The following is a 22,662-nucleotide window of genomic DNA, read 5'->3' on the forward strand; positions in this document are numbered from 1 at the left end:
TCGCAAAGGAACAAGAAGCACTCGCCAACCGTCCGTGGTATGAAAAAGCTCTTGATTACGGAGGAAATATCGTCAATGAACTGACAGGCGTGAACGATGCAAAACGTGCCGCAACAGGTGTCGATCCAATAACAGGAGAAGAACTCACCGCAGGCCAGCGAGTCGCCGCAGGCGGCATGGCAGCAGCAGGATACATCCCGATCGTCGGCTGGGCAGGACGTATTTTCAAAGGCGGTAAAGCCGTTTATAAAACGACTCAAGCCACGTCCGCCGCAGTCAGAGCAGTCGACATTTACAAGACATCACAAAAGTCTTTTGACGCCCTGAAAACGTCTCAAAAAGGCTTATATGGACTCACCGCAACTAACGGCTTCAGCGAAGCGATTACAGGTCGAGATATGTTTGGAAATAGGATCTCGAAAGAACAGCAGGAAGCGAGTATGAATGCGGCTTTGGGGATGCTTTTGCCATTTGGGGCGAAAGGGTTTCATGGTAAAATGGGGATTAAGGGTACGGGTGAAATTGGTTGGAATATGTCAAAAGGCGGAGGAGAAATAAATGGAAGAAGTTATTCTCAGCATGCTTTGGAAAGAATGGCACCTGATAGTCCTGAAGTAAAAGCTACTTTAACAAGTAGAGCAATTAAAAAAGCTGAAGAATTAGGGTTTAAACCACAAACAAAAGAATTTAGTGATTTCATCAAAAAATATGTTGATCCAAGAAATATTCCACCTTCAGTTATTGAAGACGCTATAATGAATACGAAAAAGATACCTGGTAATAGAAGTGGAACGTTTGTTCATGAAACACTGGATGTTAAAGTTATTATAAATGAAGCAGGCGATGTTATCACAGTTATACCGAAATAATTAATAAAAGGATGAATACGAATGTTTATTAAGTATGATGAATATGATCTATTAGAACTTTTTCAAAGTGAGCCGGTGAGTATAACAGGCAATATAGATGATGGAGAATTAATTTATACTTACAAAGATGACCAAAATTTCAAGGTGATTTTAACTTTAGATGTATATAAGCAAACGAGTAGTCTAAGTATTACATTTAATGATTCTATAGTATTTACAGGTGATTTTAATAATGTAACAAGTATAAAAAAAGATGAAAAAGCTATGGTAATGAACGTGGACGAAGAAGAGAGGTTAAAAGTTAAATTTTATAAACAAGTTGGAGTGGAGTTACTTTAAAATAGCCTTATTGTATTAGAAAGAAATATAAAACAATTATGATATTCTCTCAGATAAATCAGTAGGTGAAGTAGTTGTTTAATGTTATTGTTATCATACCTTGACTGGCTATATGCCTTTCAAGGTTTTTGTGTTTATTGGCCTTCATACCGAGAAAAAACCGATAAAATGGTGATTTTTTTTCCTGAGTGGATCATCGTATGATAGAGACAAGCAAAACGAACGCATTGAGCACTATTGAGAAGCAAACTTCTGAATATCTAAAAATCAAAAAAGATCAAGAAGAAGCCCGCAAGATCGCAAAGGAACAAGAAGCGCTCGCCAACCGTCCGTGGTATGAAAAAGCTCTTGATTACGGAGGAAATATCGTCAATGAACTGACAGGCGTAAACGATGCAAAACGTGCCGCAACAGGTGTCGATCCGATCACAGGAGAAGAACTCACCGCAGGACAGCGAGTCGCCGCAGGAGGCATGGCAGCAGCAGGCTACATCCCGATTGTCGGCTGGGCGGGCCGTATTTTCAAAGGCGGAAAAGCCGTTTATAAAACGACTCAAGCCACCTCAGCCGCAGTAAGAGCGGTAGACATTTACAAGACATCACAGAAGTCTTTTGACGCCCTGAAAACATCTCAAAAAGGATTAATGGACTCAACGCCACAAACGGATTCAGCGAAGCGATTACGGGTCGAGATATGTTTGGAAATAAAGTCTCGAAAGAACAGCAGGAAGCGAGTATGAATGCGGCTTTGGGGATGCTTTTGCCATTTGGGGCGAAAGGGTTTCATGGGAAGATGGGTGTAAAGAGTTCAGGTATACCTAATATTTCAAAAAGACATGATGAAATTGCTCATAAAAGTTATTATGGTAGAAAAGATTTTAGAATAATAGTGCAGTATATTCTCATCATGATAATAAGCATTTAAAGGCTAGAACTGCCGAAGAAGCGAAACGTTTTAGTGAAACCGGAAGACGAAATGCTCAATACCTACCTGAAATAAATAATAAAGTGATAGAAAAAGAAGCTCTTCAAAGAGGGCATATTATTGATAATGGCAATAATAATTTTTAATTCATTTATGATACTGGTAAAGTTGTTGGTTATGATAATGGAAAATCTACTAGTTGGATTAGAGGAGAACTAACGAGTGGTAATGTGTATCACGGTCATCCAATAGCTGGTGATAGATTAAATAAGTATTTAAACAAATTAGGAATAAAATAACTATAAAATTAACAAAGAGGTTGGATAAAGATGAGAAAGCATGTGAAACTTGATATTCCGGAAGTAAACATTCATCCCTTGAGGATAACTGAAGGTTGGAATGTCCGTTATAATCATTTTTGGGAAATTGACCCTAGAAAGTTAGAAACAGAAGATGAAAGATGGTTTATGTTCACTGAAAGTTTGTTGCAGCTTTATCATGAGAAATCATCAATAACATTGGACTTAGGTTGGTATCCCGATTTATCTTCAGATGGCAACTATCTTGTTCTAATAGTTAAAAATACAGATTGGGACAATCCTATTCAGGAGTTTAGCTCTGATGACTATAGCAAAGTGATAGATTTTATAGAATTTCATTTAAAAGAAATTACATCTAACTGGTGGAAATAAAACTGTATGTATTTCTACGAGGTTAATAAAGCTAGTGCTTCTCTGTTTTGCCGTTTCTAAGAGCAGTACATGCTTGATGGTGGTGGTCTTATAATGAATAAAAACCAAACAATGCTTAAAAAGAAAAATATGTGGAACCATCATTGGAGCATTAAAAATGTATATAGAACTGGATAAACTTTTATCCGCTGATACAACGGTAGATTCTTGGTACGATGAAGGGTATATACTAGTAAGTGAAATACTCTCGTATTTTAGCCTAAACGATTGGGAAGAACTATCAAAACAGGTACTCAATAAACCAATAGAGTGGCAGCGAAAAATTGCGTACTGTCTCGATAATGAGTGCAATGAATATGAGTTTCATATTTTATTGGATTTGCTGAATACTAATGATGCGGAATTATTTGAGATTTGTATTGATACATTAAGAAGTTATCCTATTGAAGAGGGTAAAAAAATAGTACTGAAACATCCTCAGATTACAGAACGTATAAATCAAATGTTGACTACTACTGCGAACCTACCAGCAAAGACAGTTCTTCGAGATTTCATTTCAAAAATACATTCAAATTAGTCCGTTATTGCTGAAATTTAATGATGAAATAAGATCTTGATTGGTTTTATACTGATCAAGATTATTTAATTTACACTGATGAAAAATGTCACGTTGTAAAAAGAGTAAGTAGGAATGTATTTATTCGGGATTTTAAACAACATAAGATTCATTATTACGTACATTTAATTATACAAAGTCCCCATTTATATTGATTTATTTATATCCGGAAATTTTGAAAAAAAGCATAGTTATCTAGAAATCAGTTCATTCCACCGTGTAGCCTGCTGGAATTTTCAAAGGGGAGATGTCTAGAGAGCAATGTTTACGCATTGTGGAGGTGCTCCTATGAATAATAAAGGAAAAACTAAAATCGAAACCTTAAAAAGAAAAAGCAGAAGAAAGCACTTAATAAACGAATTAAGCTATATGACACTTCCAGAACCCCCTTTTTTGGAGGTCGAAGAGAATCAATTTTTTTGTCAGAAGGTATTTACTTTCCTGCAATCGAGAGAACATAAAAGTCAAATACATGGAGACAACTATCTAGAGCATATTGAAAAGTCTACACAAATGTTAAATGAAATGGTCGGGAGGATAAAAGAGACTCCTAAACAAGGGAGATTGCTTTTTTTCCGAGATCATGAAATTGAAGCGCTTTTAGTGAATGTGGATGAAGTGTTTCATCATTTAAATCAACTTCTTGAGCAAACCAAATTTTTAAGTGGATACGGAGATTTCATTTTAATAGCAGAGGATTTTCATTTTGGATTATGCATAGAGCGTACAGAATATTTTTATGAGTTTAGTTTTTGGGGAATGTGAGTTTAGATCAAGCTTCATTTCAAAAAATGACAGGGATTTTTCTCTATCACCATTTCCCTCAAATTTAAGCAATTCACTATCATTACCTTTCACATTCATATAAAATAAGAGCTAGTGAAAAATTGAAGAGATGCTTGATAAATGAAGGGCATGTAAGCCGCATGAAATGATGAGATGTTTCAAGTACGTGAAGGTTGCAAAGCTGTTTCTCCTCACGCATGAATCTTGTAAGCGTAACCATTATTTGTCACTTCATTGCAATGTGTTGAGGGGTGTGTCAGCATGAGGAATCCGTATTTGAGAACGGCTTCTAGTCTTTATATCAATTATTTTTTATTAGGTATGGTTAATATTATTTTGGCTTCTAATATGCCATTTTTGATCAAACAATTAGATACAAATAGTGCGGGGATAAGTTATATGATATCTGCACTCGGTATTGGCAGGGTGCTCACGTATGGTTTATCGGGCGTACTGTCAGATCGTTTTGGACGAAAGCCGGTCATTTTGGTTTCGGGGGTGCTGATGGCGGTGTTCCTCATTGGAATCCCATTGTCTCCGAATTATCAAATCGCGTTTGCGTTTGCGATTTTGGCAGGGGTGGCGAATTCGGCGATGGATGCAGGGACGTATCCGGCTTTAATGGAAGCTTTTCCTCAAAACTCGGGATCTGCAAATGTGATGGTGAAGGCGTTTATTTCGATTGGGGCGACCATTCTGCCGCTCGCTATTTTCTTTTTAGCAGAGCATGATCTGTTTTATGGATTTGCGTTTTTTGTACCTGCTTTTATCTATTTAGTGAATGTGATGATGTTGTGGACATTGCCATTTCCGAATCATCGCAAGGTGGAGCAAGTTCAGGTGACGGAGCATGATGGACTTCCGCGCTTCTCATCAGAGCCTACGTTTTGGAGAGAAGGGGTCGCACTGATTGTGATCAGTTTTACATCAAATGGTCTGTACGCCTTGCCGCAAATTTGGCTGCCTACGTACGGTGAGGAAATTTTGGGGATGGCTTCTGGCAGTGCTGTGAAGCTGCTTAGTTACTATAGCATGGGCGGTTTGCTGTCTGTCTTATTGCTCGCATTTCTTTTGCGCCGCATTGTCCGTTCGGTCACCGTGCTGCTACTCTATCCGATCATTACATTAGCCTCTATCTGTGTGCTATTGGTTGTGAAGTCTCCAGTCATTGGGACCGTCAATGCATTTGTATTGGGCTTTTCAACAGCGGGTGTCTTTCAGCTGACGTTAACCGTAATGGCTGAGTTCTTCTGGAAAAACAAAGGGACGATGACAGGAATTATCTCAACAGCAGGCGGAGTGTCCGCCATTGTGATTCCGGTCGTCACTGGTTTGATCGAAACCCACTCGACGATTTTGCAAATCTTTATATTTGATGCGGGTGTGGCTGTTGTGGCGATCCTCGGCGCGGTGTATATCCTTTATCGATATCGCCGTGTGATGATACACGAATAAAAAAGACGACTTCCAAAGCGGAGGTCGTCTTTTTTCTGTGTTTCGTTTAGAAACGGTCATTTTCAAATAGAATTTGTTTCACTTGTTCAACAGGCATATCCTCGCCAGTAAACAGTTTGTACGCAAGGGCACCTTGCCATAGCATCATGCCAAGACCGTTAATCGTTTTGGCACCAGCTTCTTGTGCTTGAGCAAGAAGTTTTGTTTTTTGCGGGTTGTAGACGACATCTGTCACGATTAAGTCTTTGCGTAATACATCAAGGGTATCGTCAATAATGCTGAGTTCATCTAATGGTTTCATGCCAAGGCTTGTCCCGTTTGCTAAGATCGCACTTTCAGCTACTTCACGACGGAAAGCGTCTTTGTCTTCAAGTGGGAAGATATTCGCTTTGACACCGAATGATTTCATCTCGTTGTTGATGTAATTTACATTTTCTTCTGCTTGAACAAAGTATTGGTCATTACGAGCAAAAATACTAATTTCACGAATACCTGATTGTGCAAGCTGAATGGCAATCGGAGTTGCAGCGCCGCCAGATCCAACGAGTGTAACCTTTTGTCCAGTTAATTCAACGCCGTGTTCAATTAAGTTTCTTACGTAACCAAGGCCATCTGTGTTGTAACCAACCAGCTTGCCATCTTTGTTCACAACTGTGTTGCTTGCGCGAGTATGTCTTGCAGAATCATCTAGTTCATCTAAGTAATCGAGCACTTTCATTTTGTTCGGCATGGATACGTTAAATCCAGCTGCACCCATCGCTTTCATCCCGTTTACTGCAGCTTCTAGTTCATCATTTCCTACCTCAAAAGCAAGGTAAGCATAGTTGATTCCTGTTAGTGTATAGCCAAGGTTGTGCATCCGTGGTGACAGGCTGTGTCCGATTGGTGTTGCAAGAAGACCGACTAATTTTGTTTTTCCATCAATATTACGTTCGTGTATGTTTGTCATGATTGACATCTCCTTTAATTATCTAAACAATTTTTTCATGCGTCGTAAAACAAAGACTGCTAACAATACGCTGATGACCGCAATGATCATATCGAAGAATAAAGTCATTTTAATATCGTACGTGCTAACGAGTCCGCTTGTAATCAGCGGAACAAGGATAAACGCTGAACTTGCCGCAATGTTGACATATGATGAAGCCGTTGCTTTGTTTGTAGGGAATAATTTCATCATGATACTCATCGCCAACTGGAAAATGCCGGCTGTAAATAATCCTAAGAAAAAGGTACTAACAATGACAATGCCGTACGTTTCAATTTGAAATAGTGAAAGCATGGCAAGGAATGCCCCGATTGGGTAAATAATAGCGACCATAATTGGTGAAATGAATTTATCTAATACGATTGAAAGCAATAGAACAGATACGAGTGCACCAATACTAAAATAAGAAAGAAGCTGTGTCGCTTGTCCTGAGCCAAGCCCAATCAATTTCAACCCGAGCTGTGGAAGCCAAGTTTGCCATACAACAAATAATGCAGTAGACGTGAATCCCATAAGTACAACAGCTAGACCTTCACCAAACATTTTCGGTTCTTCCTTCATTTGCTCTTGAACGGGAAGATCGTTTTGAGAAGCCGTTTGCTTATGATTTGGGAACGGCATAAAGATCAAGTAAATGCCTACAAGTAAATAAAGAAGTCCTAGCCCAAAGAATGCCCAGCCCCAGAAGATGTCATGTGCAATAAGGAATGCCAAGATAAATGGAAGAACAGTCGCACCAATTGATACAGACGCCTTCACTAATACAGAAGCTGAACTTGCTTTTTTAGGAAATGATTCTGTCAAAGCAGGATATGTTCCTGAATCAAGCAATGAGTTTGCAATCCCTGCGGAAATGGCGAAAATGAAAGCCAATGTATAATTGGTCGTTATTGGAATCCCTATTAAGAATAATAAGTAGAGAAAGTTACCTGTAATAATGACAGGTTTTCGCCCCCAGCTGTCTGCAAGCCGGCCAGAGAAAAAGAGAGCAATTAATTTACCGATCCCGATTGCTGATACAAGCAAGCTGATTTTCGGAATATCTACATGGTAGCGTTCAGATAAGCTTTCCATGTTTGATGCCACAATAATATTGATCATGCCTAGCATGAAATAGTTTAAGTACATGCCAAGTGATGATTTAATGTATGGATTTTTCATGTTCCCACTCCTATATTTGAAACCCTGTTCGGGCCAAATTCTTGTTACCCTTTGTTATTTCCTTAAACGTAAATAATATTAAGTCCATCACAACACCCCTTGTGTGATTGATGAAAAAATAATGAATATTCATCTGTTCTTCAAATAAGTACATCGTTCTACTAAAAAATTAAAAATAATAACAGTTATCATAAGTTGATGGACTTCCTCGATTTGATCAGAATCAAAAGATCCATCTTTAACTGTAGTTGATATCATAAATAATGATATGTTCATAAAAAGGTATAACGATATACTAAAAGAAGCAACGAGATAAATATACTCCTGTGTATAAAATGTGTCAAGTTTATGACTTTGCGATTTAAAAAAAGAAAAATGTAATAAAGAAATAGTTGACTTGCTCAATAAAAAAAGGAGAATCGCTTTGCAATTCTCCTTTCAGCGTGTAGACAAACCCTCGCATTCTTTGTCAGTCCTGCGCTCCGGTGCTCACGAATGTCAAATTCGCTCTGCTCCGGTGCTCGTCCTTCCTAGACTGCAAAGGTTTTCTATCACGCTGAAAAGAAGACAAAGGGCTAAAATAAAGTTCATTTTAGCCCTTTGTCAACAATCTGAAAGGAGAATCGCTTTGCAATTCTCCTTTTCATGATCATGTCGAGGTTTCTCGAATATGAAGTTGAGGCTTTAATATCAATCGCTGCAGTTCTTCATCCTGCTCGTTCATTTTATGATACAAAAGGTTGGCTGCTTTGACTCCAATGGATCGTGGAAAAGATGAGACTGTGGTGAGCGGTGGGTGATACATCTCCGCTTCAGGGATGTTATCGAACCCAACTACATCAATGTCTTCACCAGGCTTGATGTCACGCGCTGCCAATTCTTGAATCACCCCAAACGCCACTAAATCACTGAAGCAAAAAATAGCAGTAGGTGGTTCGGGAAGGTCAATCACTTGGGCAAGGGCTTCTTTCCCGCCTTCACGGGTAGGCACCATATCGATAATAAGAGATTCATCTATCGTTAAGTCTTCATCATCATGGGCTCTTTTGAACCCTTTCATCCGTTCAATCCAAGTTGAGGAGGATTTGATTCCACCTAAGAAGGCGATGCGGCGATGCCCTTTTTGAAGAAGATGACGGACCGCCATCCAAGTGCCTTGTTCATAATCAACACCGACATAATCACAATGGACATCTGCTAATTCACGATTTGCCAATACTTTTGGTGTGCGAATGTTGTTTAATTGTTTGACCGTTCGTGTCGAACTTTTCGATGCTGGATTTAAGATAATTCCACCCACTCGGTGCTCTACCATTGTGGAGATGAGCCGCTCCTGCTTATCTACACTATCAAAGGTTGTCCCAAGTAAAACGGTATAGCCAAGTGATTCAAGTGTGGTTTGCACACCGATTAAAAATTCAGAAATAAAGGTGTTTGAAATATCCGTGACGATCACACCTACAATATTTGAACTTTTCGACCGCATGTTGGCAGCGACGCGATCGTACACGTATCCCAAATCCTCCATGGATTGCAGCACTTTTTTCCGGGTGGCTTCAGAGATCCTAGGGTTGTTGCGAACAACGAGTGAGGCCGTTGAAGTCGATACACCGGCATGCCGAGCGACTTCTTGTAATGTCACACGCTGTTTGTTCATTTTTTTCATTTGTCTTCACCAACTTCATTGGATTGCCTAACTATGGTTCATCATCAAGATGGATGTCTCCACCAAACGAGCCGAACATTCTTTGTTTCATTATACCTTAATCAAGGGGTGTTGATGAAGTGATGTCATATCAGCTTCAGATAAGGAGGAAACAACATCTTAAAAGATTACCATTGACAGCTTTCTTTTAGAGGCGTAAAATATAAAATTATTCAGAAATAGCAACATTTAAAGTAAATATCGAAGGCTATGATTGCTGTGGGTCACACTATGGCAGGAGCAGCTTCTGGAGAGACCGCATGTATGTGCGGCGCCGAAGGGTTCACAATCTCAGGCAAAAGGACAGAAGAGTACGAAATATTGTATTTGTGATGCATGGATCATACTGTGTATTGCTTTTCTCTATTTTGCTATTCTTTTATGACCGTGAGATTGGAGCGCATCCAATCTCTTTTTTTATGGACTTTTTGAAAGTTCATTATTTCAGTATAGGATCGTGTCGTAGGAGGGTGTTGAAATTGGCACAACAAGAGTTAAAGCGAGATTTATCAAACCGTCATGTTCAACTAATTGCCATTGGCGGAACGATTGGAACTGGGTTGTTTTTAGGGTCTGGAAAGGCTATTCAATTGGCAGGACCATCGATCATTTTTGCGTACTTAATTGTCGGAATGGCCATCTTTTTTGTCATGAGGGCACTTGGAGAATTGCTCTTATCTAAGGCGGGCTATCAGTCTTTAACGGATATAGCAGAGGATTATCTTGGACCATGGGCTTCCTTTGTGACAGGTTGGACGTATTGGTTTTGCTGGATTATGACAGCGATGGCAGATGTTATTGCGGTAGGGGTGTATGTGCAGTATTGGTTTGATATACCGCAGTGGATTCCTGCTATTATTTGTTTATTGATTTTACTAGGATTTAATTTATTAACGGTGAAGCTTTTTGGAGAAATGGAATTTTGGTTTGCACTGATTAAAGTGATTACGATATTACTGTTGATTGGCGTTGGAATTGTCCTGTTAATCATTGGTTTTCAAACAGATTCAGGACCCGTGACGGTAACGAATCTGTGGTCACACGGAGGATTATTTCCAAATGGTTTGACAGGCTTCTTATTGTCATTCCAGATGGTGATTTTTGCGTATGTGGGCGTGGAACTTGTCGGTGTGTCAGCAGCAGAAACAGCGAATCCGCAAAAAAATATCCCGTCTGCAATTAATAAAATTCCATTAAGAATTCTATTTTTCTATGTAGGTGCGATTTTTGTATTACTATGCATCAACCCATGGACAGAACTGAGTGCATCAGAAAGTCCTTTTGTGAAAACCTTTGGGCTCATTGGAATACCAGTAGCAGCGGGACTCATCAACTTTGTCGTCCTGACATCTGCGGCGTCTGCTTGTAATAGCGGTATGTTCTCAACGAGCCGAATTTTGTATAATCTCAGTCATCAAAAACAAGGACCGGCATCTTTTGGCCGTCTAAATAAGCATGCTGTTCCAAGTAATGCCCTGTTTGTGTCGACGATTGTGGTGTCAGTAGGGGCTCTTTTAAGCAAGCTAATTCCTGAACAAGCCTTTGGTATTGTGACAACGATCAGTGCCATTTGTTTCATTTGGGTATGGAGTATTATTTTAATATGCCATCTGAAATATAAGAAGACACGTCCTGAACTGCATAAGGCGTCTACCTTTAAAGCGCCATTTACACCTTTTGTGAATATAGCGGTTCTTGTGCTCTTTGCTTCCATTCTTGTCATCATGCTTTTCGCTGATGCAACACGGCCAGCACTATTATTGACACCCGTATGGTTTGGGTTCCTATTTTTGATTTATGCACGAAAGAAACGCCGTTCAGCATAATGAACGAAAAAAGCACAGCCTTTTTAAAGGTCTGTGCTTTTGCTTATTTAACGATTTCGAATCTTCAACATATAGTATGCATTAAGAATGATCAGAACAAGTCCAACGACGATGATGGAGAAGAGCTGAGAGTGATTGGCGCCAAGAGAATAGACAATCAAAATAAACATGGCACCTGTCAATAAAATATTCATCATTTGGAAAGTGTGAAAAAGCCCATCGAGCATCACATGCTTTTCGCCTTCATCAGAAATGGCGAGCAGTTTTTTGCCATAATCTTTATCGGTTGGACTAGGTAGGTGACGATTAGGATAGACTAGCTTTAGGACAGAGGTCGACACATAAGAAAGAATGACGGTGATCAAAAATAAGGCAGCATTTGTGAGAATCAGCCAGAGTGGCTGCTCAGTCACGATGGAAATACCAATTACAATGATCGATAAAATGGTACTCACCGTATTAGCTAACGTTACATCAGTAAAAGTTCGGTACTGTTTTACCTCGAGTTCATCCTCCTCATCACCAGATACTGAAAGAGAGACTCTTTTCTTCATGCGCGAAATGCCTGAAAAACAATAAATGATGAATAGAACTGTCAAGCCAGTGATGACAAGAGTCGCTTCAAATGCAGCTTGCAGAAGTGTCAGCTCAAATTCGGCTGCCAGCAAACAGTAAGCACCGAGAAAACCAAGGAGAGCACCTAAGAGCATTTTGTATACAGTTTTCATGTGAGTTCATCCTCCTCGAATAGAAAAATATGTTCAATGGGTTCTTGAAAAATACGTGAAAGCCTCATAGCAAGTAAGAGAGACGGCATTAATTCATCTCGTTCCATTAAGCTGATCGTCTGGCGGGAAACCTTTGCCCGTTTCGCAAGCTCCGTTTGGTTTAAACCATCACGTGCCCGCAGCTCTTTTAGCCGATTTTTCATTCTGTCACCTCAACTCTGATCAAAATGTTATCTTGATTGTAAAGTATTATATTCATTTTGACAAGTATAGTTGTCAAAATGATAAAAATAATTGTCAGAAAGATCGCCTTTATTCAAAAGGGAATCAATGATACGCTAAAGAAAAGAGAAACGGAAAATAGGTGATGCCCATGTTCATTGATCAATTAAAAAGTGACTTACATCAATCACAGCCGCTATTTATCGGAGAAGAGACAGCGTTCAAAGCGGCAGTCCTTGTCCCTTTGGTGCAAGTAAACGGGGAATGGCATGTTTTATTTGAAGTGCGATCACTGACGATGAGAAAACAGCCTGGCGATATTAGCTTCCCAGGAGGCAAACTCGACGGCGGCGAAACCGCACAAGAAGCTGCACTGCGGGAAACATATGAAGAACTAGGGATTCCGCCCGAATCCGTCAAGGTGTTAGGACAGCTCAGTCCTTATATTGCCTCTCCATCCTTTGTGGTATATCCATTTGTCGGAATCATTGATGAACAGCAGGTCAAACATTCCTTTAATCAAGAAGAAGTAGAGGAGACCTTTACTGTGCCTCTATCATGGCTCAGCCAATACGAACCGTACTTACACCATGTATCGGTGCAGCCAACACCAGGAGAGGACTTTCCTTATGAAAAAATCATGAATGGTGAAAAATACAGCTGGGGGAGTCGTTCGATTGAGGAGTGGTTTTATGATTACGATCGTTACACCATTTGGGGATTAACTGCCCGCATATTAAAACATTTTGTGATGGTTGCAAAAAGAAATTCCTAGAGAATTAGCTCTAGGAATTTGTTGTAGAAAGGCGTTCTTTTGCGGTTTCTTTTCCATTCCCTTTTCCAATTAGGATGGGCGCTTTAGCTTGGCTCAATCCATATGAAGGCATGTTCACGTAGATAGATTCATATGAGCCGGCTTGAATTTGATACGTTTCATGATAAATTCCGACCGCGTCATTATTTCGTGCTCTTTGGTTAAATCCTTTCCAAGCAGCCAAATGCTTCTCCATCTTGGCGTAGGCAAGGAGGTCCTCTGTTGATTTCCAATATTGGATCATGGTGGTGGTGCGTAAACCGAAGTAATTTTCTGTCCCTAGAAAACCAAGTTCTTCTTGATGTGTATAAAGTTCTTTGATCATCCCCGGCATCGCCTTAAATACTGGCAGCCATTGATGGACAGCCCAGCGTTTATTGATTCTCATTCCGATAATGAACACAACAATCGGCTCAGAATTGTCTGTTGTATACCTGCCAGCACGTATATTTTTTTTCATTTGTTCATCCTTCTTTCTTCATCGATTCACAGGTCTCCACGCACCAATCAATTCCAGCCTGCGCCACTTTCTTTCCGTAATCTAACGTATACAGCCAATACTTCGCATCAGCTTCATCTGGATACAGCTCATGAATGTTTTGTTCAATCGCAACATATGTCTCGTAACGGATACGGAGCTGCCTCTCATAATCCTGTAAAAGCACCAATTTTTTCTCAAACGAAAGATATTGACCAAAGAATAACTTTAATAACACTTCATTTCGTTCTGATGGTACTTGATCGAGCGGCTGCGCCAGCCATTGCCTCAACGTGTCCAGCCCTTTTTCAGTCAGATGATACTCCCGCTTGTCTGAGCGCCCAGTTGTAGAAGCGGGTGAAACCTTCGCAAGCCCTTCCTCGACTATTAACTTTAAAGCTGGATAAATTTGTCCATAACTAATTTTCCAAAAGTGATGCAAGCTCCTATCAATTAATTGCTTCACTTCATACCCAGACTTACAATCTGTCGTTAAAATCCCCAAAATCGCATACGTCGTATCATTGTATTTTTTCATTGATTAACACACCTATCTAAAAGATATATCATTTAGATATATAATAAACGATGTATAACTGCAGATACAAGAGGTATGAGAAAAAAATAAATGCTAGAAAGGAGGTGAAGAGATCACTGATTGGTTAATCAATAAGATGAATCCTTCATATAGAGTGAACGATCATAGTTTGGAGGGGACATATGAGTAAATCGAAAATCTGGATCATGACTATTCTGGCGGTACTACTGATTGGTGGAGGCGGCTGGATAGCCTATCAAGCAATCGCAAAAAAGAGTGGTTTGAATCATCCCTACGCCTTTGCATATAAGACTCATGATCGTGTGAACTGGTTCAAGGTAACGGAAAGAAACGGAAAAGTAACAGGTCATCTGAATGAAACCATTTTAGAGGAAAATCCGAAAAGGCATTATGATCCCAATCTATTTATCAACAAATATCAATTAACTGGGAAATCAATTGAAAACGGTTACGAATTTTATGTGAAGCAAGGGAAAGAAACGGTCACATATGAAGTGCACCTTGCCGAAAAGGATCTTTCTGTGAAAAAACAAGGTGAAAAGCACAGCATCACATACAAAGCAGTTGATCAAAAAAACCTACGTGCTGTTCAACAGGACATTCATACTCGATATGAGAAACTGATGGATGACACGGAAAATAGATTTCATGATTATGTACGAAACTTCATTAAGAAAGTAACAGGCGCTTATGGTTATCTGTATACGGCAGAGGATGGTTCGTACCAACTATTTCTAAAAGTAAAACGAATGTATATGCAGTCTGAATGGGCAGGTTCTTTTCTAATGAGAAAGGCCCCAGGAGATGGTGGTGAACCTTATAAAGAAACGAAACATACAGCTGGTGGAGTTTCAGATGGGATGATGTTTGATTTGAGTACTTATCCTGCAATTGAAAAGGGTTTTATTTTAGGTGAAACTGACCGAGACGCAACATACATTAAATTTCCTTTTAAAATGGCAGGCGGGACAATAGAATTTAAAGCGGTCACGAAAGAGGAATATCAAGAACAAACAGAAGCATTCAAAAAGAAGGCGAAAGAATGGCAAAAGTAGATCGTGTTGGAACAGATGAATGTTGTGAATGGCATTTCAGGGCGATCAGAATAAATAGGGATCATGAAGGTTTTTCAAAACATATTTGAGTGGAGGTACGTATGAGTAAACTGAAAATGTGGGTCGTGTCTATCCTGGCAGTACTCATCTTAGGTGGAGGCGGCTGGACAGCATATCAAGCAATCGCAAAAAAGAATTCATTGAATCATGCCTATGCATTTGCGTATAAAACGAAGGATAGAATGAGCTGGTTTGAGATATCTGAGAATAAAGGCAAAGTAACGGGGCATTTGAATGAAAAGTATATAGAAGAAGTAAGGTGGGATCCGCAAATCTATAAAAAACAATTTGTCGTATCTGGCAGTTCAAAAGAAAATGGGTATGAATTCAAAGTCACACAAGGTAAAGAAACGATCGTATACGAAGTTCACTTTTCAGGAAAAGACCTTTCAGTAAAAAAACAAGGCGAAAAGAAAAGTATGATATATAAGGCAATCAATCAAAAAAAGCTAGATAAATATCATAAAGAGATTCAAAAACGATATGATTATCTATTCGATACCGCTGAAGATAGGTTTTATGATAGTATGAGAAACTTCAAGGAGAAAGTGGCAAAGGTATATGGCTTTCTCTATACGGCAAAGGACAAACAATTATTTTTACAGGTGAAAACCATGCATATTGAGATTGGATGGACCGGCTCCCTTCTAATCACAACTGTTCCTGAAGAAGATTGTAAGTCTTATAAAGAAATGAGATTAGAAGTCTCGGGTGAAACGGATGGAAGAACTTTTTTTATGGGCTATGAGCCTTCAATTGAAGATGGAATCATTATAGGTTCCACTGATCGAGATGTAAAATCAATCAAACTTCCATTTAAAATGACAGGCGGTACTGTAGAGTTAAAAGCAGTTACGAAACAGGAATACCAAAAACAAGCGAAAGCATTCAAAAAGCAGGCGGAAGAAAGAAAAAAATAGATGATAAGAAACCAGATGAGTGAACTTATCTGGTTTTTTATTAATAAAGAGTTCTTATTGATGATAAAAAATATTGGTGTATAAAAAAAGTGAGAAAGGTTGCTTCAACTAAATTAAAGAAAATTAATTTAGGTATATAGACCTTAATAATTTTTAGAAAAATAAATGTTGACGCTTTCATATAATCAATATATACTAAAAACAAATCCAATATAAATAAATTAGACATGTGACTGGTCATGCAGGCAGGATCTAAAAACGATGAATTTCTTTAATTTGTCGTTTTAGATCCTTTTTTTATTGCCAAAATATAGGTCCCGTGTATGAGAAAAGGAGGAGAAAAAATGGATTACACACAAGTCGCCAAAGACGTTTTACAGCATGTAGGTGGTAAAGAAAACATTGCGCACCTTGAGCACTGCTCAACAAGACTTCGCTTCACACTAATTGATCAGAAAAAAGCAGATGTACAGGCATTAGAAAAAACACCAGGTGTCATAGCAGTTAGAATGTCAGGACAATGCCAAGTAGTCATTGGGAATGACGTGATTGAAGTGTATCAAAAGGTAACAAATTTAATGGGCGGCAGCTCGTCTGGGCAAGGCGTGCCATCCAATCAGCCAAAAGAAAAAAGAAAAGCAGGCACAGTTCTATTAGATTTCATTGTGGGTGTCTTCCAGCCGCTTGTTCCGGCTATCGCAGGCGGAGGGATTTTAAAATCATTTCTTCTCCTTTTCTCTTTATTAGGCTGGGTGGATGCAAAAGGCCAAACCTATCAAATATTGAACATGGTGGGTGACGCACCACTATACTTCCTGCCATTACTAGTCGCTGTCACAACGGCAAATAAACTAAAGGTAAACCCACTGGTCGCATTATCAGCAGTCGGTGCACTCCTTCTTCCGAACATGACAGCCATGCTTACTGAAGGTGCGCAATTAATGTCATTCGACGTAAAAAATATAGCTTATGCGTATCAAGTGTTTCCAGCAATCCTTTCTGTATTGCTTTACGCTCAAATGGAAAAATTCTTCACACGATTTTCACCAAAACCAATTCGGATTTTCTTTGTCCCAATGATGTCATTAGTCATTACTGTACCAGTTACGTTACTGTTATTAGGACCACTTGGTTTTACAGCAGGACAAGGGTTTTCATCTGTTATTCTTGCGATGTTTAATACAGTAGGATGGGTAGCTGTCGCAATCTTAGCAGCGGTACTCCCGTTTATGGTTGCATCAGGCATGCACAAAGCAATGGTCCCTTATGCAGTGACAACGATGGGGAACCTCGGGAAAGAAGCTCTTTATTTACCTGCATCCCTTGCGCATAATATTGCGGAAAGTGGAGCATGTTTCGCAGTGGCACTGCGCACGAAAGACAAGGTACTCAGATCAACAGCCATTTCGGCAGGAATTTCAGCATTTTTTGGCATCACAGAGCCTGCTTTGTATGGTGTGACACTTCAAAATAAACGTGTACTTGGAAGTGTCATGATTGGTTCGTTTGTTGGTGGAATCTTCATTGGATTAGTTGGTATACAAGCCTTTGTACTTGTTGGTCCTGGATTAGCCAGTATGTCGATGTTTATATCAGATGAGCTTCCACGAAATCTAATGTTTGCTGTCATTGGAGCTGTCATTTCCTTCGTTGTTGCTTTTATCGCTGCTTTTGTATTAGGTAAGGATAAAAAAGTAGAAGAAAAGACAAATGATCAAGAAGCATTTGCTGAACAAATTGGAGCAGGGGAAACTTTCAAAAGCCCTGTGATTGGTCAAATGATCTCTCTATCTGAAGTAAAAGATGATATTTTCTCTTCAAAGGTCATGGGAGATGGAATTGCCATTGTTCCTTCAGAAGGAGCGTTATATGCACCAGTAGATGGTGAGGTCACCTTGCTGTTCGAAACAAACCATGCACTTGGTATGAAAACGGACAAAGGGGTGGAAGTATTATTCCACATTGGCATTGATACTGTACAGTTGGAAGGACAGTATTTTTATCCAAAAGTGCAGGCAGGAGATCGTGTACAAGCAGGGGATTTACTCATTGAATTTGATGTAGAAAAAATCATTGAAGCAGGATACGATCCAGTTACGCTTGCTGTCATCACGAATACAGATCAATATGATATTAAGGTACAGCCATTACAAGAGGTCAATCGCCAAGATACATTGATGGTTATCACCCAATTAGGAGGCTAAACATATGACGACAATAAAAGGTTTTCCAAAAGGATTTTTATGGGGCGGCGCCATTGCCGCCAACCAAGCAGAAGGCGCTTGGAATGTAGATGGAAAGGGCCCATCTGTTGCTGATATTGCGATGTACCGGTCTAATTTGAGTGTAGAAGATTATGAAGGGCATCTAGCTGTTACTTCTGAAAATATAGATCGAGCGATGAAAGACCCAGATGATAAAAAGTATCCAAAACGCAGAGGTGTTGATTTCTATCATCACTATAAAGAGGATTTGGCTCTATTTGCTGAAATGGGTTTTAAAACTCTTCGCATTTCTATTGCATGGAGCCGTATCTTCCCAACTGGAGAAGAGAAAGAACCAAATGAAAAAGGACTCCAATTTTACGATCGTTTATTTGCAGAAATGAAAAAACACAACATAGAACCGATTGTGACGCTGTCACATTATGAAATGCCGTTAGCACTGAGCGTGAAATATAATGGCTGGGTTGAAAGAAAAGTCGTTGATCTCTTTGTTAAGTTCGCCAATGTATGTTTTGAACGCTATAAACATGATGTGAAATATTGGCTGACCTTTAATGAAATAGATAGTATTCACCGCCACTCTTTTATTACAGCAGGAATTATTCCTGATCGCTGCCCAGAAGGGAAAGAGGAAGAGACGGTTTATCAAGCACTCCATCATCAATTCATTGCCTCTGCACTCGTAACAGCAGATTGTCATCGCATCATACCAGGCAGTCAAGTAGGGTGTATGCTGACAAAATTAACAACGTATCCGCACACTTGTCATCCGAATGATGTGGAGCGGGCATTGAAACAAAACTTAGAAAACTATTTCTATGCAGATGTTCAGGTATTTGGTGAATACCCTCCGCTTATCAAGCGCATGCTTGAGAGAAAAAACATTCATATCCAAATGGAATCAGATGATCTTTCTATTTTAAAAGAAAATACAGTAGATTTTATCTCGTTCAGCTACTATATGTCTTTAACTGAATCAGCTGATGAAGGATTAGAAAAAACGGATGGAAATACCATCCGTGGGGTCAAAAATCCTTACCTTCCATCTACTGATTGGGGATGGCAAATTGATCCGGTTGGTCTGAAAATTTCTTTAATAGAATTATATGATCGTTATCAAAAACCACTGATCATTGTAGAAAACGGCATGGGTGCAAAAGATGTTGTTGAAAGTGATGGATCAATTCACGATGATTATCGTATTAACTATTTCAAAGAGCATTTCCGCCAAATGAGAGAAGCGGTGGAAGAAGGCGTTGACCTCTTCGGATATACGAGCTGGGGCTCAATTGATATTATTAGTGCAGGTACATCACAGATGTCAAAACGATACGGGTTTATTCATGTAGATCAAGATGACGATGGAAACGGTACATTAAAACGTTCTCGTAAAGACTCATTTTATTGGTACAAAAAGGTCATTGAAACAAATGGTGAATCGCTTGATTGAAAAACCACAATCATGAAAACAGGTGATGACGATGTTTAAAATCAAAAAAGTTTTAAACTCGAGTGTGGTTCTGGCTGAAGATCAGAACCAACAGGAGATGGTTCTATTCGGCCGGGGGATTGGTTATGGACAAAAACCAGGTCAAATGATTGAAGAAAAGAAGGCAGATCAAGTGTTTATGTCTGTCGATAACATGAGAGCGAAGGAGTTTCTCCAACTATTAGATTCAATGCCACAAGAGTTTATCGATTTAACTCAGCATATTGTTCAATATGCTGAAAAACGCTTAAACTCGAGTCTGAATTCTGGTGTCTATTTTACCTTGATGGACCACTTGAATTTTGCAGTAGAACGGCACAAGAAGAATATTAATATTACAAATCGAGTATACTGGGAAATCAAAAACTACTATACCGAAGAATTTGAAGTAGGTAATTATGCGTTTGAGTTAGTCAACAATACATTGGGCATACAATTACCAAAGGAAGAAGCGGCCAATATCGCCTTCCATTTAATTAATGCGTTAGGTGAAGAGTCCGATTCCAAAGATGGCATGAAGTATGCCAAGATGATCGGAAGTATTGTGAATCTCGTCCGCTATACGTTGAATATGAAAATGGATCAAGAGAATATTCATTACAGCCGATTTATTACACATGTGAAATTCTTTGTTGAAAGATTTTACGCAAATAAATTATTATCAGATCAAGAAAATGAGTTGTTTGAACAAATTGCACACTTGTATCCTCAAGCGATGGATGTGGCTTTCAAAATCAAAGATTATATTAAACAGGTGCACAGTATTGTTATTCCAAATGACGAACTTACGTATCTGGCGGTACATATTCACCGCCTCATTTCTTATCAAGAACTAAAATAAATGTGGACCACTTGCCTTGTAATGAGGCAAGTGGTTATTTGTATTGTACGGTTTATGTTCCAATAGGTCGTTCTGTTGGGTTAAGATTTGTATCATTTAACGAATTGTAAGACACCGTTTGTCCGAAAACAACGATGGCTAAAGCGAAAATGAGTAAACTCACTTTTTTCATCATAATTCCTCCAATTAAGTGTAGTGTGTTCCAATTGATAGGCATCCTTCAAAAAGAGATATGCTTGGTGAATTGAACCCAGCTCTTCAAAGTGTTTGGCAGCTAGTGCACTTAATTCACGGGCACCTTCAACATCCTTTAATTCTTTCAGAATACTGATGTCATCGAAACAGGTTTGAGCTTTTTTGGATATGTCTTCAGTGAAATATAGGTGATAGAGAAAATTCATTTTTGCTGTATAGATGGGGTTTCTGTCTATTTCTTGTTTTTGTTTGACTAATTCAAAATAATAGAGAGCTTGCGACTTTTCATCAATGGAGAGCAGCTCTTTTAGTAACATAAACATGGAGTGTTCGAAATAACAAGATGAAAGGTAGTCATCATCACTAAGAGCCTTTTCTAGGGCATCAATACATTTTTTTGATTCTCCAGCTTCGGCATATAGAATACTGATATTGTGATAAAGCTGTGATGCTAGAAAATGATCGTTTAATTGATTTGAGATGTGTAATGCTTTTGTGTAGTAATTCTCAGCTCTTTTGAAATCGCCAATATCCATGAAGTTGGTGGCTGCGATCACAAAAGCTGCTGCCAGTCTTCTTTCATAGCCATCATGACCTTTGAAAATATCGATGGCATTCTGAATATAATGAAGTGAAATCAGGCTTTGGCGAAGCATCATATATAGGTTTGCGACCTTCGTATGGAATTCTGCTACTTCTATTTCATCAGGAATGTTTTGCAGTTTTTTCTCAGCAATTTTAAACAGTCCGATGGCTGATGCATAGTCTCTGTTATATGAAGCGTAAAGGGCTTTATATAGGTAAAAATAGTATTCAATTAAGTCGTTTGTTTTAGAAGGGTATTCTAGCACTGTCGGTTCATTCAGTTTTTTACCCCTTCGTTCATATAACATGAGCTTAAACTTGCCTTCTAGCAATGAATAGTAGGTCAAGACCTCCTGATTCTCTTCCATCTCTTGAAGTAATTCCTTTAATTCTGTGTAGATTGTCTTTGCATTGTGTACATCATGCTTACGAATGGCAATTCGCCAATCATTTAAACGGTTCCCCACCTGTTCAGCTGAAATGATCGTCATGGAAATTTCACCTCTTTAACATCCTTTCGCCTGTTTCAATAAAAAACGATATCACAATTTTTGGTAAAATATAATCGTTTCAGAGAGGTGATTGACAGGAGGTAATAAAAAGGACCTTATGTCATGAGATGTACGTTATTGTAATGATCATTAATTGTTTATTCAAATGAGTAAAATCTTTTTTTGGAAGTCTAAAAACGTGATATATACTATTAGTTTTAAGTTTATGGTCGAAAATACCATCTGAATATATGAAATAAAGCTATTTTAGCTATGAGAGAAGAACAATGAAAGGTCGATCTAGAAGGGAAATTCAGTTATGATGTTGCTAGATGATTTTGGGAAAGAAACTGGTAGTTACTGAGAAAGGTGAAAATCCGAGACAAGTGTTGACCTTTCAGAAAGGATGTTGAAATGAAAAAAAGATTTCAAATGTTAAACTGGCAAATGACAATTGTGATTACTACGCTTTTACTTGTTTTAGTCACTCTTTATATCTCAAAGAGATACTTTTATAGCAAAGAAATTGAGTTGCTGACAGAATCTTGTCAACAAGAAGACGGCAAAATCATACTAGAAACAAATAGTTTGACTATGGATTACTCCTTTGAGTGTAAGAAAAAATAAAACAGGCAGAA

Annotated in this window: 22 protein-coding genes, 1 pseudogene and 1 riboswitch; of the genes and pseudogenes, 15 read left to right on the forward strand and 8 right to left on the reverse strand. The window is 38.9% G+C overall.

Translation table 11 applies throughout. From position 1 onward, the window contains the following. From EBQ12_RS04970 to EBQ12_RS05000, 7 genes and pseudogenes are all read left to right on the forward strand, one after another. A partial coding sequence (locus EBQ12_RS04970) for a pre-toxin TG domain-containing protein (RefSeq protein WP_241215621.1) occupies positions 1 to 869 on the forward strand: 869 nt, incomplete at its 5' end. Positions 870 to 890: 21 nt separating this feature from the next. Further along, positions 891 to 1,208, forward strand: coding sequence for a hypothetical protein (locus tag EBQ12_RS04975; RefSeq protein ID WP_017359949.1), 318 nt, complete (start codon positions 891 to 893; stop codon positions 1,206 to 1,208). Positions 1,209 to 1,432: 224 nt separating this feature from the next. Next, a pseudogene (locus tag EBQ12_RS04980) lies at positions 1,433 to 2,019 on the forward strand (pre-toxin TG domain-containing protein); the annotation flags it as partial. 443 nt (positions 2,020 to 2,462) lie between these two features. Next, complete coding sequence (locus EBQ12_RS04985) at positions 2,463 to 2,825, forward strand: hypothetical protein (protein ID WP_035390066.1); 363 nt, start codon at positions 2,463 to 2,465, stop codon at positions 2,823 to 2,825. A 157-nt stretch (positions 2,826 to 2,982) separates the two neighbouring features. After that, on the forward strand, positions 2,983 to 3,402 hold the full coding sequence (locus EBQ12_RS04990; RefSeq protein ID WP_125589227.1) for a hypothetical protein: 420 nt from the start codon (positions 2,983 to 2,985) through the stop codon (positions 3,400 to 3,402). Between the two features lie 327 nt (positions 3,403 to 3,729). Continuing rightward, positions 3,730 to 4,206 (forward strand): YxiF family protein, encoded by a 477-nt coding sequence (locus EBQ12_RS04995; protein ID WP_065461421.1) that lies wholly within the window; start codon positions 3,730 to 3,732, stop codon positions 4,204 to 4,206. A 282-nt stretch (positions 4,207 to 4,488) separates the two neighbouring features. Beyond that, positions 4,489 to 5,682: an MFS transporter gene (locus tag EBQ12_RS05000; protein ID WP_125589229.1), complete on the forward strand. Its 1,194-nt coding sequence runs from the start codon at positions 4,489 to 4,491 to the stop codon at positions 5,680 to 5,682. 46 nt (positions 5,683 to 5,728) lie between these two features. Here EBQ12_RS05000 and EBQ12_RS05005 read toward each other — a convergent pair whose 3' ends face one another. The 3 genes from EBQ12_RS05005 to EBQ12_RS05015 form a co-directional block, all read right to left on the reverse strand. Further along, positions 5,729 to 6,631, reverse strand: coding sequence for a quinate/shikimate dehydrogenase (locus EBQ12_RS05005; protein ID WP_125589231.1), 903 nt, complete (start codon positions 6,629 to 6,631; stop codon positions 5,729 to 5,731). Between the two features lie 18 nt (positions 6,632 to 6,649). After that, entirely contained in the window at positions 6,650 to 7,831 is a 1,182-nt protein-coding gene (locus EBQ12_RS05010) for an MFS transporter (protein ID WP_024720467.1), read from the reverse strand. Between the two features lie 649 nt (positions 7,832 to 8,480). After that, complete coding sequence (locus EBQ12_RS05015; protein WP_125589233.1) at positions 8,481 to 9,497, reverse strand: LacI family DNA-binding transcriptional regulator; 1,017 nt, start codon at positions 9,495 to 9,497, stop codon at positions 8,481 to 8,483. A 276-nt stretch (positions 9,498 to 9,773) separates the two neighbouring features. Further along, a riboswitch (glycine riboswitch) is annotated at positions 9,774 to 9,853 on the forward strand. A 162-nt stretch (positions 9,854 to 10,015) separates the two neighbouring features. On the opposite strand from EBQ12_RS05015, the gene EBQ12_RS05020 reads away from it, so the two are divergent. Continuing rightward, positions 10,016 to 11,362, forward strand: coding sequence for an amino acid permease (locus tag EBQ12_RS05020; RefSeq protein WP_125589235.1), 1,347 nt, complete (start codon positions 10,016 to 10,018; stop codon positions 11,360 to 11,362). Positions 11,363 to 11,409: 47 nt separating this feature from the next. Here EBQ12_RS05020 and EBQ12_RS05025 read toward each other — a convergent pair whose 3' ends face one another. Further along, a complete protein-coding gene (locus EBQ12_RS05025; RefSeq protein ID WP_125589237.1) occupies positions 11,410 to 12,090 on the reverse strand; it encodes a DUF3169 family protein in 681 nt (226 codons plus the stop codon). Continuing rightward, entirely contained in the window at positions 12,087 to 12,293 is a 207-nt protein-coding gene (locus tag EBQ12_RS05030) for a helix-turn-helix transcriptional regulator (protein ID WP_008347396.1), read from the reverse strand. The genes EBQ12_RS05025 and EBQ12_RS05030 overlap by 4 nt, the downstream gene beginning before the upstream one ends. A 170-nt stretch (positions 12,294 to 12,463) precedes the next feature. Between EBQ12_RS05030 and EBQ12_RS05035 the strand changes: the two genes are divergently transcribed. Continuing rightward, the gene (locus EBQ12_RS05035; RefSeq protein WP_052320578.1) at positions 12,464 to 13,087 is read left to right on the forward strand and encodes an NUDIX hydrolase; all 624 of its coding nucleotides are present in this window, start codon (positions 12,464 to 12,466) and stop codon (positions 13,085 to 13,087) included. Positions 13,088 to 13,097: 10 nt separating this feature from the next. Here EBQ12_RS05035 and EBQ12_RS05040 read toward each other — a convergent pair whose 3' ends face one another. Beyond that, positions 13,098 to 13,586, reverse strand: a complete 489-nt coding sequence (locus EBQ12_RS05040; protein WP_125589239.1) for a DUF4188 domain-containing protein — start codon at positions 13,584 to 13,586, stop codon at positions 13,098 to 13,100. A 4-nt stretch (positions 13,587 to 13,590) separates the two neighbouring features. Further along, on the reverse strand, positions 13,591 to 14,142 hold the full coding sequence (locus EBQ12_RS05045) for a PadR family transcriptional regulator (RefSeq protein ID WP_125589241.1): 552 nt from the start codon (positions 14,140 to 14,142) through the stop codon (positions 13,591 to 13,593). A gap of 182 nt (positions 14,143 to 14,324) precedes the next feature. Between EBQ12_RS05045 and EBQ12_RS05050 the strand changes: the two genes are divergently transcribed. The 5 genes from EBQ12_RS05050 (at position 14,325) to EBQ12_RS05070 (ending at position 20,753) form a co-directional block, all read left to right on the forward strand. Next, entirely contained in the window at positions 14,325 to 15,218 is an 894-nt protein-coding gene (locus EBQ12_RS05050; protein ID WP_047946699.1) for a hypothetical protein, read from the forward strand. Between the two features lie 101 nt (positions 15,219 to 15,319). Beyond that, entirely contained in the window at positions 15,320 to 16,198 is an 879-nt protein-coding gene (locus tag EBQ12_RS05055; RefSeq protein WP_125589243.1) for a hypothetical protein, read from the forward strand. Positions 16,199 to 16,542: 344 nt separating this feature from the next. Continuing rightward, positions 16,543 to 18,402, forward strand: a complete 1,860-nt coding sequence (locus tag EBQ12_RS05060; protein ID WP_125589245.1) for a beta-glucoside-specific PTS transporter subunit IIABC — start codon at positions 16,543 to 16,545, stop codon at positions 18,400 to 18,402. Positions 18,403 to 18,406: 4 nt separating this feature from the next. Next, positions 18,407 to 19,873 (forward strand): glycoside hydrolase family 1 protein, encoded by a 1,467-nt coding sequence (locus tag EBQ12_RS05065; protein ID WP_025208280.1) that lies wholly within the window; start codon positions 18,407 to 18,409, stop codon positions 19,871 to 19,873. A gap of 31 nt (positions 19,874 to 19,904) precedes the next feature. Then, complete coding sequence (locus EBQ12_RS05070) at positions 19,905 to 20,753, forward strand: PRD domain-containing protein (RefSeq protein ID WP_125589247.1); 849 nt, start codon at positions 19,905 to 19,907, stop codon at positions 20,751 to 20,753. A gap of 92 nt (positions 20,754 to 20,845) precedes the next feature. Here the strand turns inward: EBQ12_RS05070 and EBQ12_RS05075 are convergent, their stop codons facing one another. After that, positions 20,846 to 22,024 (reverse strand): response regulator aspartate phosphatase, encoded by a 1,179-nt coding sequence (locus tag EBQ12_RS05075; RefSeq protein WP_008347380.1) that lies wholly within the window; start codon positions 22,022 to 22,024, stop codon positions 20,846 to 20,848. 414 nt (positions 22,025 to 22,438) lie between these two features. Between EBQ12_RS05075 and EBQ12_RS19430 the strand changes: the two genes are divergently transcribed. After that, complete coding sequence (locus EBQ12_RS19430) at positions 22,439 to 22,651, forward strand: hypothetical protein (protein ID WP_019743644.1); 213 nt, start codon at positions 22,439 to 22,441, stop codon at positions 22,649 to 22,651. Positions 22,652 to 22,662 lie beyond the last annotated feature (11 nt).

This window comes from Bacillus sp. 2B09, assembly GCF_003946835.1.
GTDB classification, from domain to species: Bacteria; Bacillota; Bacilli; order Bacillales; family Bacillaceae; genus Bacillus; species Bacillus altitudinis.

What these genes read in the sequence shown, in the direction of transcription:
- EBQ12_RS04990 (WP_125589227.1), top strand. Translation starts at nt 2,983, where the DNA reads ATGTATATAGAACTGGATAAACTTTTATCCGCTGATACAACGGTAGAT.
- EBQ12_RS05030 (WP_008347396.1), bottom strand. Translation starts at nt 12,293, where the DNA reads ATGAAAAATCGGCTAAAAGAGCTGCGGGCACGTGATGGTTTAAACCAA.
- EBQ12_RS05065 (WP_025208280.1), top strand. Translation starts at nt 18,407, where the DNA reads ATGACGACAATAAAAGGTTTTCCAAAAGGATTTTTATGGGGCGGCGCC.
- EBQ12_RS05045 (WP_125589241.1), bottom strand. Translation starts at nt 14,142, where the DNA reads ATGAAAAAATACAATGATACGACGTATGCGATTTTGGGGATTTTAACG.
- EBQ12_RS04995 (WP_065461421.1), top strand. Translation starts at nt 3,730, where the DNA reads ATGAATAATAAAGGAAAAACTAAAATCGAAACCTTAAAAAGAAAAAGC.
- EBQ12_RS04975 (WP_017359949.1), top strand. Translation starts at nt 891, where the DNA reads ATGTTTATTAAGTATGATGAATATGATCTATTAGAACTTTTTCAAAGT.
- EBQ12_RS05070 (WP_125589247.1), top strand. Translation starts at nt 19,905, where the DNA reads ATGTTTAAAATCAAAAAAGTTTTAAACTCGAGTGTGGTTCTGGCTGAA.
- EBQ12_RS05075 (WP_008347380.1), bottom strand. Translation starts at nt 22,024, where the DNA reads ATGACGATCATTTCAGCTGAACAGGTGGGGAACCGTTTAAATGATTGG.
- EBQ12_RS05060 (WP_125589245.1), top strand. Translation starts at nt 16,543, where the DNA reads ATGGATTACACACAAGTCGCCAAAGACGTTTTACAGCATGTAGGTGGT.
- EBQ12_RS05025 (WP_125589237.1), bottom strand. Translation starts at nt 12,090, where the DNA reads ATGAAAACTGTATACAAAATGCTCTTAGGTGCTCTCCTTGGTTTTCTC.
- EBQ12_RS05055 (WP_125589243.1), top strand. Translation starts at nt 15,320, where the DNA reads ATGAGTAAACTGAAAATGTGGGTCGTGTCTATCCTGGCAGTACTCATC.
- EBQ12_RS05035 (WP_052320578.1), top strand. Translation starts at nt 12,464, where the DNA reads ATGTTCATTGATCAATTAAAAAGTGACTTACATCAATCACAGCCGCTA.
- EBQ12_RS05000 (WP_125589229.1), top strand. Translation starts at nt 4,489, where the DNA reads ATGAGGAATCCGTATTTGAGAACGGCTTCTAGTCTTTATATCAATTAT.
- EBQ12_RS19430 (WP_019743644.1), top strand. Translation starts at nt 22,439, where the DNA reads ATGAAAAAAAGATTTCAAATGTTAAACTGGCAAATGACAATTGTGATT.
- EBQ12_RS04985 (WP_035390066.1), top strand. Translation starts at nt 2,463, where the DNA reads ATGAGAAAGCATGTGAAACTTGATATTCCGGAAGTAAACATTCATCCC.
- EBQ12_RS05040 (WP_125589239.1), bottom strand. Translation starts at nt 13,586, where the DNA reads ATGAAAAAAAATATACGTGCTGGCAGGTATACAACAGACAATTCTGAG.
- EBQ12_RS05015 (WP_125589233.1), bottom strand. Translation starts at nt 9,497, where the DNA reads ATGAAAAAAATGAACAAACAGCGTGTGACATTACAAGAAGTCGCTCGG.
- EBQ12_RS05005 (WP_125589231.1), bottom strand. Translation starts at nt 6,631, where the DNA reads ATGACAAACATACACGAACGTAATATTGATGGAAAAACAAAATTAGTC.
- EBQ12_RS05010 (WP_024720467.1), bottom strand. Translation starts at nt 7,831, where the DNA reads ATGAAAAATCCATACATTAAATCATCACTTGGCATGTACTTAAACTAT.
- EBQ12_RS05050 (WP_047946699.1), top strand. Translation starts at nt 14,325, where the DNA reads ATGAGTAAATCGAAAATCTGGATCATGACTATTCTGGCGGTACTACTG.